Source organism: Eisenbergiella massiliensis (assembly GCF_003435485.1).
In genome coordinates, this window is record NZ_QVLV01000004.1 from 511 (window position 1) to 15,441 (window position 14,931).

At 49.9% G+C, this 14,931-nt stretch carries 12 protein-coding genes; 11 read left to right on the forward strand and 1 reads right to left on the reverse strand.

Features of this window, described 5'->3' with window-relative positions; genetic code table 11:
* Positions 1 to 135: 135 nt before the first annotated feature.
* From DXC51_RS07080 to DXC51_RS07105, 6 genes are all read left to right on the forward strand, one after another.
* Positions 136 to 1,710, forward strand: a complete 1,575-nt coding sequence (locus tag DXC51_RS07080; protein WP_181970044.1) for an extracellular solute-binding protein — start codon at positions 136 to 138, stop codon at positions 1,708 to 1,710.
* Positions 1,711 to 1,782: 72 nt separating this feature from the next.
* A complete protein-coding gene (locus tag DXC51_RS07085; protein ID WP_117544160.1) occupies positions 1,783 to 2,856 on the forward strand; it encodes a Gfo/Idh/MocA family protein in 1,074 nt (357 codons plus the stop codon).
* The gene (locus DXC51_RS07090; RefSeq protein ID WP_117544161.1) at positions 2,837 to 3,874 is read left to right on the forward strand and encodes a Gfo/Idh/MocA family protein; all 1,038 of its coding nucleotides are present in this window, start codon (positions 2,837 to 2,839) and stop codon (positions 3,872 to 3,874) included. The genes DXC51_RS07085 and DXC51_RS07090 overlap by 20 nt, the downstream gene beginning before the upstream one ends.
* A gap of 6 nt (positions 3,875 to 3,880) precedes the next feature.
* Complete coding sequence (locus DXC51_RS07095; protein WP_117544162.1) at positions 3,881 to 4,870, forward strand: ADP-ribosylglycohydrolase family protein; 990 nt, start codon at positions 3,881 to 3,883, stop codon at positions 4,868 to 4,870.
* A gap of 47 nt (positions 4,871 to 4,917) precedes the next feature.
* On the forward strand, positions 4,918 to 5,442 hold the full coding sequence (gene rpiB / locus DXC51_RS07100; protein WP_117544163.1) for a ribose 5-phosphate isomerase B: 525 nt from the start codon (positions 4,918 to 4,920) through the stop codon (positions 5,440 to 5,442).
* Positions 5,443 to 5,445: 3 nt separating this feature from the next.
* Entirely contained in the window at positions 5,446 to 6,405 is a 960-nt protein-coding gene (locus DXC51_RS07105; RefSeq protein WP_117544164.1) for an AEC family transporter, read from the forward strand.
* A 7-nt stretch (positions 6,406 to 6,412) separates the two neighbouring features.
* Here DXC51_RS07105 and DXC51_RS07110 read toward each other — a convergent pair whose 3' ends face one another.
* Complete coding sequence (locus DXC51_RS07110; protein WP_117544165.1) at positions 6,413 to 8,365, reverse strand: right-handed parallel beta-helix repeat-containing protein; 1,953 nt, start codon at positions 8,363 to 8,365, stop codon at positions 6,413 to 6,415.
* Between the two features lie 335 nt (positions 8,366 to 8,700).
* Between DXC51_RS07110 and DXC51_RS07115 the strand changes: the two genes are divergently transcribed.
* From DXC51_RS07115 to DXC51_RS07135, 5 genes are read left to right on the forward strand one after another with little or no spacing between them, the layout of a single operon-like run.
* Positions 8,701 to 9,486: a hypothetical protein gene (locus tag DXC51_RS07115; RefSeq protein WP_147332347.1), complete on the forward strand. Its 786-nt coding sequence runs from the start codon at positions 8,701 to 8,703 to the stop codon at positions 9,484 to 9,486.
* Positions 9,477 to 11,312 carry an FAD-dependent oxidoreductase gene (locus DXC51_RS07120; RefSeq protein WP_181970045.1) on the forward strand — a complete coding sequence of 612 codons (1,836 nt, stop codon included), beginning with the start codon at positions 9,477 to 9,479 and terminating at the stop codon, positions 11,310 to 11,312. Before DXC51_RS07115 ends, DXC51_RS07120 begins: the two co-directional genes overlap by 10 nt.
* 8 nt (positions 11,313 to 11,320) lie before the next feature.
* Positions 11,321 to 12,280, forward strand: coding sequence for a D-2-hydroxyacid dehydrogenase (locus DXC51_RS07125; protein WP_025489164.1), 960 nt, complete (start codon positions 11,321 to 11,323; stop codon positions 12,278 to 12,280).
* A 45-nt stretch (positions 12,281 to 12,325) separates the two neighbouring features.
* Positions 12,326 to 13,693: an ADP-ribosylglycohydrolase family protein gene (locus DXC51_RS07130; RefSeq protein WP_117544168.1), complete on the forward strand. Its 1,368-nt coding sequence runs from the start codon at positions 12,326 to 12,328 to the stop codon at positions 13,691 to 13,693.
* A 52-nt stretch (positions 13,694 to 13,745) separates the two neighbouring features.
* Positions 13,746 to 14,771: a uroporphyrinogen decarboxylase family protein gene (locus tag DXC51_RS07135; protein WP_117544169.1), complete on the forward strand. Its 1,026-nt coding sequence runs from the start codon at positions 13,746 to 13,748 to the stop codon at positions 14,769 to 14,771.
* Positions 14,772 to 14,931: the final 160 nt, after the last annotated feature.

The window sequence follows — 14,931 nt, forward strand, 5'->3', positions numbered from 1 at the left end:
AAGCCGTATGCGGGAAAGCCGCACGTACGGTTCTGGAAAGGATTTCATATCGTGAGATATGATTTTACTAAATTTTTAAAGATCAAATAAGCATAAATGCAAGAAAAACTATTAAATTCAAACAGGAGGAAAGGTATGAAAGCAAAAAAGATTATGAGTGTATTACTGGCGGCATGTCTGACATTGGGACTGGGGGCATGCGGGAGCGGTACGGCGGGGGAAAATACCGCCGGAACCGTATCCGAGCAAAGCGCGCAGGCGGAGGAAGCTGCGGAAAGCCAGGCACAGGGGACTGCTGCGGATATATCGGAGGAGGTGACCCTGCGGATTTATGCAGTGGGTAACAGCGGAGATATCCATCAGGATGAAATCTATCAGCGGATCAATGAGATTACGAAGGAAAAAATTAATGCGGTCATTGAAGTAACCATGCTTTCCTGGGGGGATTATGTTACCAAACTTCCCGCGATTTTAGCATCCGGTGAGGATTATGATCTCACCTACACCTCCAGCTGGTGCTATTACAAAACAGAAGGACCCAAAGGTGCTTTCTGTGAACTGACAGAGGATATGTTAAAGACCTACATGCCTAAAACCTATGTGGAATATCCTCAGGAGGCGTGGGAAGAAGCAAAACTGGATGGCAAGATTTATATGATTCCCTGTGTGGGTAATGAATTTGAATCACATGGCTACATTATCAGAGGCGACCTGAGAAAGAAATACGGTGTGAATGAAATCAAGACCTTGGATGATCTGGAAGCCTATTTTGCAGCGATTAAGGAAAATGAACCCGGCATGACACCGATTAAAGGAACTGCAAATGAAGGACTGAATACGGCGGCAGTCGTCTTTCCCGCGGATTATGTGCTGACCTATGCGATTACCACGGACGGGTTGGTAACACCCTATGATTCTCCGGCGGAGCTGAATGACAGGGCATATATGGAAGAGGTTCAGGATTTCTACAGACGGACGAAGGGCTGGTATGACAACGGCTATATTGCGAATGATATTCTGTCCTCGAAAACTACCAGTGAGGATTATTTTAAGGCCGGACAGTCGGGACTGCTGTTTACCAATATTAATAATGCTTCTGATAAGAGAAAAGCGATTCTGCAGGATAACCCGGATTGGGAACTGGAGTATGTGGACTTTGAAGGGGATTCGATGGTGGAAAAAACAGCGTATATTTCCAACGGCATGGCGGTGGGACGCAATTCCAAAAATCCTGAGCGTGCGCTGATGTTCATGGAACTGTGCTATCAGGACGAAGAACTATATGATCTGATTAACTATGGCCTGGAGGGCGTTACCTATATCCAGAACGAAGACGGTACGATAGGAACACCGGAGGTAAATAACATGCAGGAAATCCAGATGGATAATCTGGGCATGGGCATCCGCAATATCAAGTTCGCCAAGGTCAGGGAAGATGAGTGGGATGTGATAGTTGCAAAGAAAAAGGAATATGAAACAAAGTGTTATACCAGCCCTCTGAACGGTATTACTTTCAATATGGATGAGGTAAATGCGGAGCTGGCGGCGATTAATAATATTTTTATTCAGTATGAGCGTCCGCTGATGTGGGGAATTGTAGATGATACGGATGCCAAGCTGGAGGAACTGATGAAGATGTATGATGACGCAGGCATGCAGAAGGTTCTGGAGCTGGCAAACAAACAGATAGCAGAGCAGATCGGAAAATAAAACACCGGAGGAAAATGCCGTTTGTAAACCGCAGGGGAAGAAGAACGGCATTTTTACAGGAGGAGATTTATCATGCGGAATGGGAAGCTTTGTGTGGGGATCATTGGGTTGCAGGGATATGGGGGAACTTATTTTGCTTCCCTGTCCACATTACCATGGGCAGAAATAACGGCCATATGCGATAAAAATGAAGAGGTGCTGCAAAGAAACGCGAAACAGCATGACATCCGGCTCTTTTTTACAGATTACACAAAAATGCTTCAGAATAAGGAAATTGACGTGGTATTTATCGCAACACCGCATTTCCTTCATTATAAAATGACGATGGATGCCCTGCGGGCAGGAAAGCACGTATTCTGTGAGAAGCCTCTTGCCATGAACCGCGGGGAGGCAGAAGAAATGAATGCACAGGCCGAGGCAAAAGGACTGCTTTTATCCTGCCATTATAACAGGCGGCAGTCTGCCCTGGTAAAGCTTTTGAAGGAGGCTGCCGACAGACAGACCTTTGGCGGGATTTATGCGGTCCATGTGAAATGGATGGCAAGGTATACTCCATTCATGTTTTCAGAGGACTCTGCCTGGAGACGGGAAAAAGCAAAAGCCGGGGGCGGCATACTTATTGGGAGGGGATCCCATATGATTGATGCGGTTCTGTATATTATGGATTATCCGGGAATCAAATCTGTTTCAGCCAATATAAGCTCTCGTCTGACAGGTCTTGAGGTGGATGATTATTGCATGCTGATGCTTAGATTGAAAAACGGAGCAACAATTACAATAGAATGCAGCTATGAGAATAATATTCCGCAGTACCAGGAGAAAATTGAGTACCAGATTTTCGGAACGAAAGCCGGTGCTTATTGTGCGGAGGAAAATGGAAAAGAATCGGTGCAAATAGGCTATTGCAGATTCCCTGAAAATCAGTGGGTGGATATTTCCGATCAGTATCGGGCGGAAGATTATGCGGAGCGGGAACCGGAAAGTATCATTGCGGACTTCATGAAAGCGCTCAGGGGCGGCACGAAGCCTCTGATTGACGGAAGGTCGGCCGCGTATGTGACTTCTATCATAGATGCAGCATATGCGTCTGCAGAAGAGGGAAGGGAAATAATTCTGGAGGAATGCCATGTATCAGAGGGAATATGAAAAAAGAATCCGTGTGGGACTCATCGGTGCAGGATCCCATGCGTACAGGAACCTTCTTCCGGCACTGCATTACCTTCCCGTGAAATTAGTGGCAATTTGTAACCGGGGCCGGGAAAAACTCGATAAAACCGGAGAAGAATATCCCTGTCATTGTTATACCTCTTCTGAAGAGATGTATGAAAAGGAAAATCTGGATGCCGTAATCATCAGTGTATCGCCCCAGATGCATCCCGTCCTGGCCAAGGACGCCCTGGCCAGGGGAATTCATGTATTTCTGGAAAAACCGCCTGCCATGTCTGCACAGGAAATCAGGGAACTGGCAGAGGCAAAAAATGGGTGTGTTGTATCTGTGGGATTCAAGAAAGCATGTATGCCGGCAGCGCTGAAAGCCAGGGAGATCGCATATTCTTCTTCTTACGGAGGGTTAAAAAGCCTGCTTGCGGTATATCCCATGTCCATGCCTGCCCAGGGGGAACAGATTCTTGAAAAACGGGAGTTTACAAACTGGCTCGGCAACGGCTGCCACCCGTTATCCTTCCTTCTTTCCATAGGCGGGAGGGTACGCGCGGTAACGGCGCTGTGCGGTGCAGAAGGGCAGGGGTGTGTCGTGCTGGAATTTGAAAACGGTGTTATCGGAAACCTGCACCTGGCCGACGGGCCGCATCCGGTTGAGCAGTACCAATTGTTTGCGGAAAAATGGAATCTGTTTATAGAGAATACAGATACGGTCGTATTAAACAGGGGAATTCCTTTTCAGTATGCTTATACGGACAATTTTGCCCCGGAAGGCGATGAGAGCGGAGCGATTATCTGGAGACCTCAGAACTGCCTGGCTACGCTTGAAAACAAGGCGCTGTACCTGCAGGGTATTGTGCAGGAGCTGGAGATTTTTTGCCATGCTGTTTTAAACGGGGAGGATACGGGCTATACATCCCTGGAATTTGCGTTGGAGGTAATGAAGGTATATGAGGCTGCGCTGCGTTCTGCGGGCAGAAGGATTGAAATAGAAAGGGGATAGTACAGGATGGAAAATCTGTTGTATTCAAAAATTAAGGGCTGTCTGGCAGGAGGACTGATAGGGGATGCCATGGGCGCGCCGGTAGAAAATAAAACCTACCGGGAAATAGAGAAAGAATATGGTACGGTTTCTGATTTTGAGGGAGAAGGAACTGATGATTCTGCCATAAAGCTGATTTTATGCGATGCTGTCCTCGGCAATCAGGGAAGGGTCACGGCAGATGAGTTTGCGGAATCCTTTCTGAAGCTGGAGAAAAAGTATGTACACCTTTTTTTCATCCCTGTCCGTAATATGCTGGAGAAGGTAAAAGAGGGGCTGGTTCTGCCCGTCAACGCAGGGGCAGGAAATATGCACAGCAGCAGCTCCGCCATGGCGATTTCCCCTATGGGGATTATCAATGCGGGCAATCCGGAAAGAGCCGCCATGGAAACCTTTGACGTGGCCGGGCTCATTCATGCGGGTGAAACTGGTTTTTGCCGGGATGCGGCCTGCGCCATGGCAGCAGCCGTTGCGCAGGCCATGAAAAAGGATGCCGATATGGAATCGGTGCTGGAAGCTTCCACGGCCTGGCTTCATAAAAAGAGTGCAGGAGAAATGATTTCCTGTATTCAGGAAACGCTGGATTATGCCAGAAGCTGTGGGGATTATGTGCAGTTCCGTAAATGGTTTTATGAAAACAGGCTGAGAACAGTTACCTGTGATTCAAGAGAAACGGTGCCTGCAGCACTGGCCCTGTGTTATCTGGCGGGAGGAGATCCGGAAAAAAGTATTCTCTATGCGGTTAATTTTGGAAGGGATGCGGATACCATAGGGACGATGGCCGGCTCTCTTGCGGGCGCATTGAAGGGGGAAGCCGGAATCAGGAAGGAGTGGCTGGAAAAGCTGTATACGTATAATGACCAGAGTGATTTGGCAAAAGGCTTATACGATGTAGTATCTCTGCGCCTGGAGCAGGAAAAGGAGCATGTAAAACAGCTGGAGGCCATGCTCGTCTGAGCTTTGGCTGATTGAAAGCGCATATAAATGCGCGGAGAGGAGAATTTATGGACCAGACAATTTGGATCGCCTGTGACCATGGCGGATATCTCCTAAAAAAAGAGATTATGAAATATCTGGAGGAACAGGCGGTCCCTTTTCATGATTGCGGAACGGATTCCGAAGAGATTGTGAGGTATCCTTATTATGCCAACGCGGTTGCGTCGGCAGTATCACAAGGGCGGATCGCCAGAGGAATATTGTTATGTTCCACAGGTGTGGGAATGAGTATTGCTGCCAATAAATATCCTCATGTGCGGGCCTCTTTGTGCACTTCTCCCACAATAGCCCATCTGACAAGGGCGCATAATGACTCCAATATCCTGTGCCTGGGCGGAAAAATCACAGGTGTTATGGAAGCCCTGGCCATCCTGAAGGAATGGCTGCATACGGATTATGAGGGCGGCAGACATGATATCTCCCTGGGGCTGCTCAGGGAGTCGGAGAAGGTTTTATGCAGCGGCAGAAGCTGGGAACCGAAGCTTGCGCCGGAAGATGGGAAAAAGGAGCTGCAGTGTGAAAAGGACAGATAAGCTATGAACGCTAATATGCTGATTGGATATCAGAAAATAATATCAATCATTCTATTGATTCTGACCGGTTTCCTTCTTGGGAAACGCGGTGTTATTACCGAACAGACACAGAACCGGATAACAGATCTCCTGATGAAAGTGATTATTCCATTTTCTGTATTTTCATCCTTTTTTTCTCCCTTTACAACCGATAAATTACATACGTCCCTTCAGCTGTTGCTGACGGCGTTGATTTTTTATCCGGTAAATCAGCTGCTTCTGGGCAGATTCGTATTTGCGGGATGCAGAAAGGAAGAGGACAAAAGAAGACTGTTTGTATTCAGCAATACCTATTCAAACACGGTATTCATGGGGTATCCGTTTGCACAGGCGCTGTTCGGCAAGGAGGGGCTTTTCTATGCTTCCATGTTCAATCTACCCTATAATCTGTATTTGTGGTCTATGGGATACTGCTATCTGACAAAACAGCCAATGAATAAACAAGGAGTAAAAAATACGCTGACGAATCCGGTAATTCTCGCCTGTTTTGCAGGATATCTGTGGTGGATGGCCCGGGGAGCGCTGCCGGCCGGGAATACAATCTGGCTGCAGCCGGTGCAGGAGGTGTTTGAAATGGTGGGAGCCTGCAGCACGCCTCTTTCCATGCTGGTAATAGGCTCCCTGGTTGCCGGAACCGGTCTGGGAGGGATCATTAAAGATGTGGCCGCCTGGTATTTTTCGGCGGTAAAGCTGATATTGGTTCCCGGAATTTTACTGTTGGTGCTTTTGGTTCTGGGTATTTCCGGGGGAGGCCTGGTGATTCCGGTGGTAATCGCCGCTATGCCGGTCTGCGCTACGGGAGGCATTCTTGCAGCAAAGTATCATGTTAAAAAAGAATATGCGGCATCTCTGGTTGCTTTTACTACCCTGCTGTCGGTATTTACCATCCCGGTCTGGCTGGCATGTCTGATAAAATTTCTATAGAGAAGAGCTATTGTGACAGCGGCCAGATGCAGATCCGGTTGTATCCTGCTTTTAAACCTTCCAGCGGACCGGGGACTGGCTTTAGCGCACGCTTTTGTCCCAGATAGTCGCGGTTCCATACGATGGGGCTGCCGTCCGGATTCTCATAGGGAACTTCCGTAATGCGCGGCATTTCCAGATCGGGGGTCGCATATAGGGAGGTTTCCATGTGAAAAAGCTCTTCGGGCAGGGTCAGTTCCAGCCAGACTGTCCCGTTTTCTTCTGCAGTGATTTTTACCTGCGGGTCGGCGGATGAGCAGAAAGCGCTTATCTCCCTGTCATAACCCTGCGCGCCGTTTAAGTAGGCATTGCCATTGATGTAAGCGGGCTGTTTTACCTGCATGAACAGGTCTAAATCTCCGTTGCCGAGAGCCGCCACTTTTTCCGTGTATTCTTCCAGAGAGGCAGGGCAGCCGCAGTAGCCTTCCGTACCGTAACAGGAATTTTTGACATTTTGGGGAGCGCCGCCGAGAAAAATATTCTGGTACAGGCGGTCATCGCCGCTGTAAACGGCAGCGCTTCCGGCAATTGCCGTGGTGTGTGCAAAGTGATAGGGCGTGGAGCGATCCAGGGCACCCACACGCCGCATAATGCCGCAGCAAAGGTTATGCAGGTAAGCGCCGCCCTGCGCCACATTGTCAAAATTGAAGGCGGAAGCGAAAATGTTGTTGTCCGCCAGGTAGGGACCATGGGTGGCTTCCACCATCAGATCCCGGTTATTGGCATAAAAGAGGGACTGACTGACTCTTGCGCCCTGCGCCTGCCAGTCCAGCCAGATGCCCAGACGGCAGTGGTGGATGCAGTTGTGGTGCAGCTGTACATCAATGGCGGCATGCAGCTTGATACCGGCAATTTCAAAGCCGCAGAATTCGCGCTTCATGGCAATGTTATAGATGTGGTTGTGATGGATCTCACTGAAGACACAGCCCATATGGCCTACAATGCCGTTCTGGCCGCAGTCATATATGGTATTGCCGCGGACAACGTGGGAGCCGATGGTTTCTTTGCTCCACCCGATCTGCCTTGCGCGGAAAACGGCTTCCATCTGGTACTGGTAACCGGGCTTTCTGTGGGTGAGGGTGCTGAGATTATGTCCGGTGGAGGCTTCCTTTCCCAGGCTGATGCCGCTGCACTTTGCGTCGTGGATGATGTTATTTTCAATAATCCAGCCTTTGCTCCAGTTGACGCCCAGCAGTCCGGGCTGGTCGGCGGTGGGCGGCGTCCAGGGACATGCGGCCTGCGCCATTTCAAAGTTTCTGACCGTGATATAATTTAACCCGGTTTTCTCCGGATAAAAGCAGCACTTGCGTACATTGATTTCCACCAGCGCTGCGTTGGGGTCGGCGCCATGGAAATTGGCATAAATTACGGTATAATCTTTTTCCTGGCAGGTGTACCACTGGTAAATAGAATCCACGGGATGCAGCAGTGGTTCTCCCCTGCCAAGCCAGGGCAGGAAGACGCCCTCCATACGAAGCGCCGGATGTTTCACTTCCTCCAGGGAAGCGGCTTCATAAAAAGCTTTTCCGTTTAAATACACCTCTCCGGGGTGTATTTTTTTATCTGTGGGGGCGGCGAACCAGTCTCCGCCCAGAACTTCGGTATAGGGATTATAATCGCCAAAAAAACTGTTGGGGAGCATTGCTTTCCAGACGGTCCCTTCTATATGGCGCCAGCTTTGGATGCGCTCAGAGCCTTTGATGATCACTTTTTCACCGGGAGCGGCTTCGTAGGTGATGCGGCTTGTACTGCTGTTCCCGCCGTGGGCGGGCTTTACCCATTCCCTGTATTCTCCTTCATGGACAATGACGCGGTCGCCTGCGAGGGCGAGGGCAGCGGCTTTTGAAATCGTGCGGAATGGATTTTCAAGTGTGCCGGCGGCCTTATCGTTGCCCGTGCATGCTACATGATATTCCTTCAAACTTTTTTCCTCCGAATAAAATTACCGGTAAGCTGCCGGTAAGGGGTTTGGTCTGTCTGTCCTGTCTCCATGCTGTTTCGTAACGCGTATGGCAGAACGACTCCGATACAGTTTTATTATGGGACAAAGGGCTGAAATTCCTAGTCAAAAAAGGAAGAAAATGCCGGAAGTACAAATATTAAACCCTGATAGAGAGCAGATTACGGGTATAAAAATCCAGAGAAAGAGGAAGGTACCGGATTTATACTTTCAGGAAAAATGAGAGAAATGTTATGATGTCCCTGAAAAGAGAAATAAAATGTTACTGTTCAGCAGGTCTTGAAAAGGAGACGTATATGAAACAATATAAAGCAGTCATTTACGGTGCTTCCGCCAAGGGCATCGGCATTGCGGCACAGCTGCCGGATCAGGTTCTGGTTGTAGAGAAAACAAGCCTGGCCGCAAGAGAATTTGCAGGTGCGCTGGTCATGGGAGAAGGAAGCTGGGAGGCAAAGACAGAGCCGGGAAAAAAATTGACGGAGCGCTATCGTCAAAAAGGGATTTTAATGGAAGGAAGGCCGATTCAGATTGCGGCTGCTGCGCCCGTAATGTTTGAAACCATCCGGGATGCCAAAATCCAGGTATTGTTCGGGACGGATATCAAGGTCAGCCGGACAGACGGAAAGCATATTGTTACCTGCTGTAATGATTCCGGGGTTTTTCAGGTCTGCGCGGAGCATGTCTATGACTGGGAGCAGGAAGCCTCGTCGCAGCCGGAGTACGGGAAATACATCAATGCAATGCTTTACTGTGAAAACCCGCAGCAGGCGGCTGCCTGGGAAAACGGCTGCGGAGGAATCCGGGTGCTGGAATATGCACATCCGGATATGAAAATCCTGTGTTATCCGCTCCACCGGGAGGACGGCTGGATTACGGCGAGGGAAAAGCTGCATCGCTTCTGGAAAAACCGCCCGGCGCAGCTGGCGTCATGGAAAATGGTATCTGTGGCCTCCTCCTTTGCATGGCTGAAGGAAACAGGAGAGGATGGTAAAAAGCTGCAGCCGTTGTACGGCAATTTACTGGGCGCTTTTGAAAGCGGCGTGGAATTGGGGAGAAAATGGAGGGAAGAGGAATGCTGTTAAAATTCAAAACTCAAAACCGGCGGGAGAGTGTTCCTTTTTTACAGCCTGTGGAAGAACTTCCCGTCTATGACCTGATCGTGGCAGGCCTGGGAACCGCCGGTGTGTATGCGGCGCTGACGGCGGCAAAACAGGGATTGCGCGTGCTGGGGATAGAAAAATTGAACTGCTGCGGCGGTACCGGGACTGCAGGGGATGTGCATGGCTACTATTTCGGAACGCCCGGCGGAATCTATGAGGAGCTGGATGAAAAGGTCCGGGAGATGGAATCGGTTGGATATATGCCTGTGGTGGGACTTAATCCGGAGGCAAAGAAATATGTCTGCGAACAGGCATTAATCGACAGCAAGGTGGAAATCCACTATGAAAGCAGGGTCACGGGCGTTTTAATGGAAGAAAATACTGTCTGCGGCATCCAATGGATAGAAAACGGGGAAGAAAAAACAGCCCTGGCCAAAATCACGCTGGATTGTACAGGGGAATCGGGAATTTGCGATACAATTGGATGCCGGATGGAACGGGGCCGTGCGTTTGACGGGCAGGTGCAGCCATATTCCGTTGTGCAGCCTGAGATTGTCAACGGTCTGGTTGAATTTTATCATTACCTGGACTGCGGATATATGGACGCGCTGGATGCAGGGCAGTATGCAAAAGCTTGTGTGGATGCCGCCTGTCTGTTACATTATAATTTAGAGGATTACAGAACACGCAGGGTGCTGGGGATTTCCATATTGCTGGGGCTGCGGGAAGGCCGCCGTATTGTGGGGGAAGAAACCGTGGAGCTACAGGACTATCTGGAGGATCGTATGACAGATCATCCGGCCTTCTATGCCTATTCCAATCTGGATAATCATGGAAGGGACCTGGCATTTGAAAGCGAGGGCTTACAGGACTGGCTGGTCGCTTCCAGCCTGTGGGGAATCAATATTTCCGTGCCGGTGCCCCTGGGCTGCTGCATCCCCAAAGGATATGAGGGCATTTTGGCGGCAGGCAGAAATATTTCCATCGGCCATGATATCGCCTCCTGTGTCAGACAGCGCCGGGATATGCAGAAATGCGGGGAAGCGGTCGGCTGCGCGGCGGCACTTGCCATCAGGAAGGGGATTTCTGTCAGAGAGGTTCCTTATGAAGAGCTGAAAAAGCAGCTTCTGGCAACCGGCTGCCTGAAGAAGACGGACGACAGTGGCATCTGGGACATAGAAGAGGGCAGATGGCACAGGACAGCGTGGCTTAACGAGGCCGGGGATATTTATCAGGGGCTGAAATCCAACAGGCCCGGCATTGCCATCTGGTCCGCCAAAAGAATGGGAAAATGCGTGGAACACAAGCTGGAAGAATGGCTTTCGGACAGTGACCGGAATGTGGCGCGAAACAGCGCGCTGGCGCTTGGAATCCGGGGTAACAGGAAGGCATTGCCAGCGTTGCGGTGTATGGCAGAGGAAAGAGATCCCTATGTACCAAAGACCAGCAGAAAATACAACCAGCTGCGGGGGCTGTCCGCCGTTTACCTGCTGGGCAGGCTTCGGGACGGAGAAGCTGTGGGGATACTGGAAAAAATCATGGAACATCCGGAGGATAACCGCGGACAGGAATACCAGTATGATAGTTTTATCCGTAGTCAGAAGGAATATGGTTTTCAGTTTTTCACCCATGCAGTGATGGCGCTTTCCAGGATTGCCGCTGCCCATCCGGAACTGAGCGGAGAAATTACCGGGAAAATACAGGAGGCAATGAAGGGTCCGTTTTTTGAAAGCCTGTTATCCGATACTTCTGAAGATGCAATTTATATCAGCTGCGTTGCGCGGAATATGCGGGAGTTAATAAAGTGAGGAAAGAGATGAACAGAATCGTAATTCTGGATGGATATACAGAAAATCCCGGAGATTTAAGCTGGGAAGGATTTGGTAAATACGGAAGCTTCACGGTTTATGACAGAACAAAACCGGAGGAGGCGGCAGAAAGGATCGGAAATGCTGAAATTGTCCTGACAAATAAGACGGTGCTGGATGAGGGCATTATGGAACAATGCCCGAAGCTGCAATATATCGGGGTGCTGGCGACAGGCTTCAATGTGGTGGATGTGGCTGCGGCAGCCAAACGCAATATTGTGGTTACGAATATTCCGGGATATGGGACAGATACCGTTGCACAGTATACAATGGCGCTGTTGCTGGAGCTTTGCCACCATGTAGGGGCGCATTCGGATAGTGTTAAAAATGGAGAGTGGGATGCAAACCCTGACTTTTGTTACTGGAAATTTCCGCAGATGGAACTGAGCGGCAAGACAATGGGAATTGTGGGTTACGGCAGAATCGGAAAGAAAGTGGCGAAGCTGGCAGAGGCCTTTGGCATGACGGTGCTTGTTTACTCCGGCCATGTTGTAAAAGAGGAAGAGCTGTCGGAAAGAATCCGGCAGGAACCTTTGCAGGAACTGCTTCGCAAATCCGATGTGATTTCCCTTCATTGTCCGCTTACCCGGGAAACAAGGGGATTGATCAACCGGGAAACAATTGCGCAGATGAAGGACGGGGTTTTACTGCTCAATGACTCCCGCGGCGCTTTGATTGCAGAAGAAGATTTAAAAGAAGCTTTAATCAGCGGAAAAGTGGCAGGGGCGGCAGCAGACGTGCTTTCTGTGGAGCCGCCAATGGGAAATCCGCTGCTGGATGCGCCCAATATGCTGATCACACCCCATATCGCATGGGCAACAAAGGAAGCAAGGCAGCGTTTGATGCAGATGGCGGAGGAAAATTTGAAAGCGTTCCTGGAAGGGACACCTATACATGTTGTTTCATAATTAAAAAATATTAGATGCAAAGGTAATTTACAGGAGGAAAGTAAAATGGCAGGATGGACTACCCTGGAAAAGCTGTTAAAAGGAGAAATTATTCAGAGAGAGGAAGAAGGCTGCGACGTAACAGGATTTGCGAAAAGGCTGGAGGAAGCGGCAGGGGATAACGGCAGGCTGAACCGTTTATATGACGAGCTTATGGAATTGAAGCCAGGGGAGGATTTCCCTTTTGAAGAACCGGACAGCCTGGAGGAAATCAGGGCCTGCCAGCCGAAGGCAGAGCCATGGAAGCCGGCGGCAGGGGAAATTGACTATGACTTTTTCTATGGCGCATGGCTTGGCAGGTGCTGCGGCTGCGCCTTGGGAAAACCGCTGGAAACCGGGGTGTTTATGAGCGGCAAGGATGGTATCCCCGGCTGGAAACTGGCATATGAGTGGTTCCGGCAGGCCGGTCAGTATCCGGTGAAGACCTATACGCCCATAGCTTCTCCTGCAGGCAGCGTTTATGGGATAGAGACTGTGGACTATGGCAGGAAGAGTACCCTGGAGAATATTGAGTATATGGAAACGGATGATGATATCCGTTACACCGTGCTGGGGCTGAAGCTGATGGAGGAAAAAGGAACGGATTTTACCACGCTGGATGTGGGACATTTCTGGCTGGCCAACCTGCCCTATGAGATGGTATGCACGGCGGAAAAGCAGGCGTATCTGAATCTCTGCCAGGAATATGATCTTTTAAAGGAAGGCAAAGAAGAGGAATTTATCCAGTGGGTAAGAAGCTATCGGAATCCTTACCGTGAATGGATTGGGGCACAGATCAGAGTGGACGGCTATGCCTACGGTGCCGCGGGAAATCCCGGGCTGGCCGCAGAGCTTGCTTTTAAGGATGCCTCTCTTTCCCATGTGAAAAACGGTATTTACGGCGCCATGTTCTGCAGCGCCATGATTGCGGCCGCTTTCACGGAAAAGGACAACCGGAAAATCATAGAAGCAGGTCTTTCACAGATCCCTGTAAACAGCAGGCTTGCAGCCGATATTAAAACAGCCGTCCGGATTGCGGAATCAGCAAAGAGCCAGCTGGAGCTGCTGGAGAAAATCTGGAACGAATTTGCACATTATAATGCGGTTCATACCAACAACAATGCAGCGCTCTGCGCGGCGGCAATCCTGTTTGCAGGAGATGATTTTGAAACAGCCATCACAACGGCTGTCCTGGGCGGCTGGGATACGGACTGCAACGGCGCTACGGTTGGTTCCGTCATGGGAGCAAAGCTGGGGGCAGGGAAGATCCCGGAACGCTGGAAGGCCCCGCTGCATGATACCCTGTATTCCGCAGTGCCGGGCTTCCACCCGATAGCGATTTCAGAATGTGCAAAGAGAAGTCAGGACGTTTACCGGAAAGTAACGCAGAAATAGTAATAGTTCAGCCCTGTCTGAATTTTTACCGGAAATAAGAAAGGAGCAGGACATGAGAAAGGTATTGAGCCGGCAGGAGGTTATCGATGCGGTGGAGCGGAGGGGCTGTAAGAATCCCCCGGCATTTCTGCATAAGTTTTGGGGAATGGGTTTACAGGAAAAATATGGGGAACAGTTGAACAAACTGGCGGATTTGTACCCGGATGATATTTGTTCTATATTTTATACGGAGCCCGGCTATGATGTTTCACCTACGCAGAATCCGGAGTACCGGTTTGGTTTCAAGGACTATCGGAATGCGGAGCGGCACAGCATTGGGGAAAGCGCGGTGCTGCTGGATGACTGGAGCGAGCTTGATCAGTTCCTGGCACATTTTCCGAACCCTTCCGAGCCGGGAAACTTTGATGTGGTACAAGAGGCGGCAAAGAAGGCGGATGGCCGTTATAAGCTGGGCTGCTTCTGGAGACTGTTCCATGAACGGTTCTGGTCTGTCAGGGGAATGGAAAACCTGATGTATGATTATTATGACGAGATGGATAATTTGAAGCTCATCGGGAAAAGGCTGGTAGAATTTTATAAGGTGATTATAGACAAATTCGCGGCGGCCGGCTTTGACGGCATTTTCACCTCCGATGATCTGGGGCATCAGCACGGGCCGATGATGTCGCCGGAGATTTTCAGGGAACTGTATTTCCCGCTGTATCAGGAAATTATCGGTTATACCCATGAAAGGGGAATGCATTTCTGGCTGCATTCCTGCGGTGACAATACGCTTCTTATGGATGATTTGATAGAAGCGGGCCTGGATGTGTTCCATCCGGTACAGAAGGGATGCATGGACGGGCAGGAAACGGTGCGAAGGTTTGGCGGCAGGATTACCTTTCTGGCGGGAATCGACGTACAATATCTGATGCCCAACGCTTCCGCAGATCAGGTACGGCAGGAAATACGGCAGATGAAGAAGCTGTTTAACGTGGATGGAAAAGGAATGCTTCTGGCTATGGGGAACGGCATTATGCCGGATACCCCTCTTGAAAATATCAAAGCTGCCCTGGATACAATTTTTGAGGAGGGCTGAAAAAGGCGGCGGGAGCGCTGCTCTCACCGGGCCGTGTAACAGTTCAGCCTTCGGCCGAACTGTTACGGAGCCGGCCTTTTAGGCGGGCATAATCTTGACTTGCCCGGACGATTCGGGTATGGTAATACTGGCGCGGCACTTTCGGAAAAATGGAGGAATG

Coding starts and splice junctions, on each gene's coding strand:
- DXC51_RS07095 (WP_117544162.1), top strand. CDS start 3,881: ATGGAAAATCTGTTGTATTCAAAAATTAAGGGCTGTCTGGCAGGAGGA.
- DXC51_RS07125 (WP_025489164.1), top strand. CDS start 11,321: ATGAACAGAATCGTAATTCTGGATGGATATACAGAAAATCCCGGAGAT.
- DXC51_RS07090 (WP_117544161.1), top strand. CDS start 2,837: ATGTATCAGAGGGAATATGAAAAAAGAATCCGTGTGGGACTCATCGGT.
- DXC51_RS07105 (WP_117544164.1), top strand. CDS start 5,446: ATGAACGCTAATATGCTGATTGGATATCAGAAAATAATATCAATCATT.
- DXC51_RS07085 (WP_117544160.1), top strand. CDS start 1,783: ATGCGGAATGGGAAGCTTTGTGTGGGGATCATTGGGTTGCAGGGATAT.
- DXC51_RS07130 (WP_117544168.1), top strand. CDS start 12,326: ATGGCAGGATGGACTACCCTGGAAAAGCTGTTAAAAGGAGAAATTATT.
- DXC51_RS07120 (WP_181970045.1), top strand. CDS start 9,477: ATGCTGTTAAAATTCAAAACTCAAAACCGGCGGGAGAGTGTTCCTTTT.
- rpiB (WP_117544163.1), top strand. CDS start 4,918: ATGGACCAGACAATTTGGATCGCCTGTGACCATGGCGGATATCTCCTA.
- DXC51_RS07080 (WP_181970044.1), top strand. CDS start 136: ATGAAAGCAAAAAAGATTATGAGTGTATTACTGGCGGCATGTCTGACA.
- DXC51_RS07135 (WP_117544169.1), top strand. CDS start 13,746: ATGAGAAAGGTATTGAGCCGGCAGGAGGTTATCGATGCGGTGGAGCGG.
- DXC51_RS07115 (WP_147332347.1), top strand. CDS start 8,701: ATGAAACAATATAAAGCAGTCATTTACGGTGCTTCCGCCAAGGGCATC.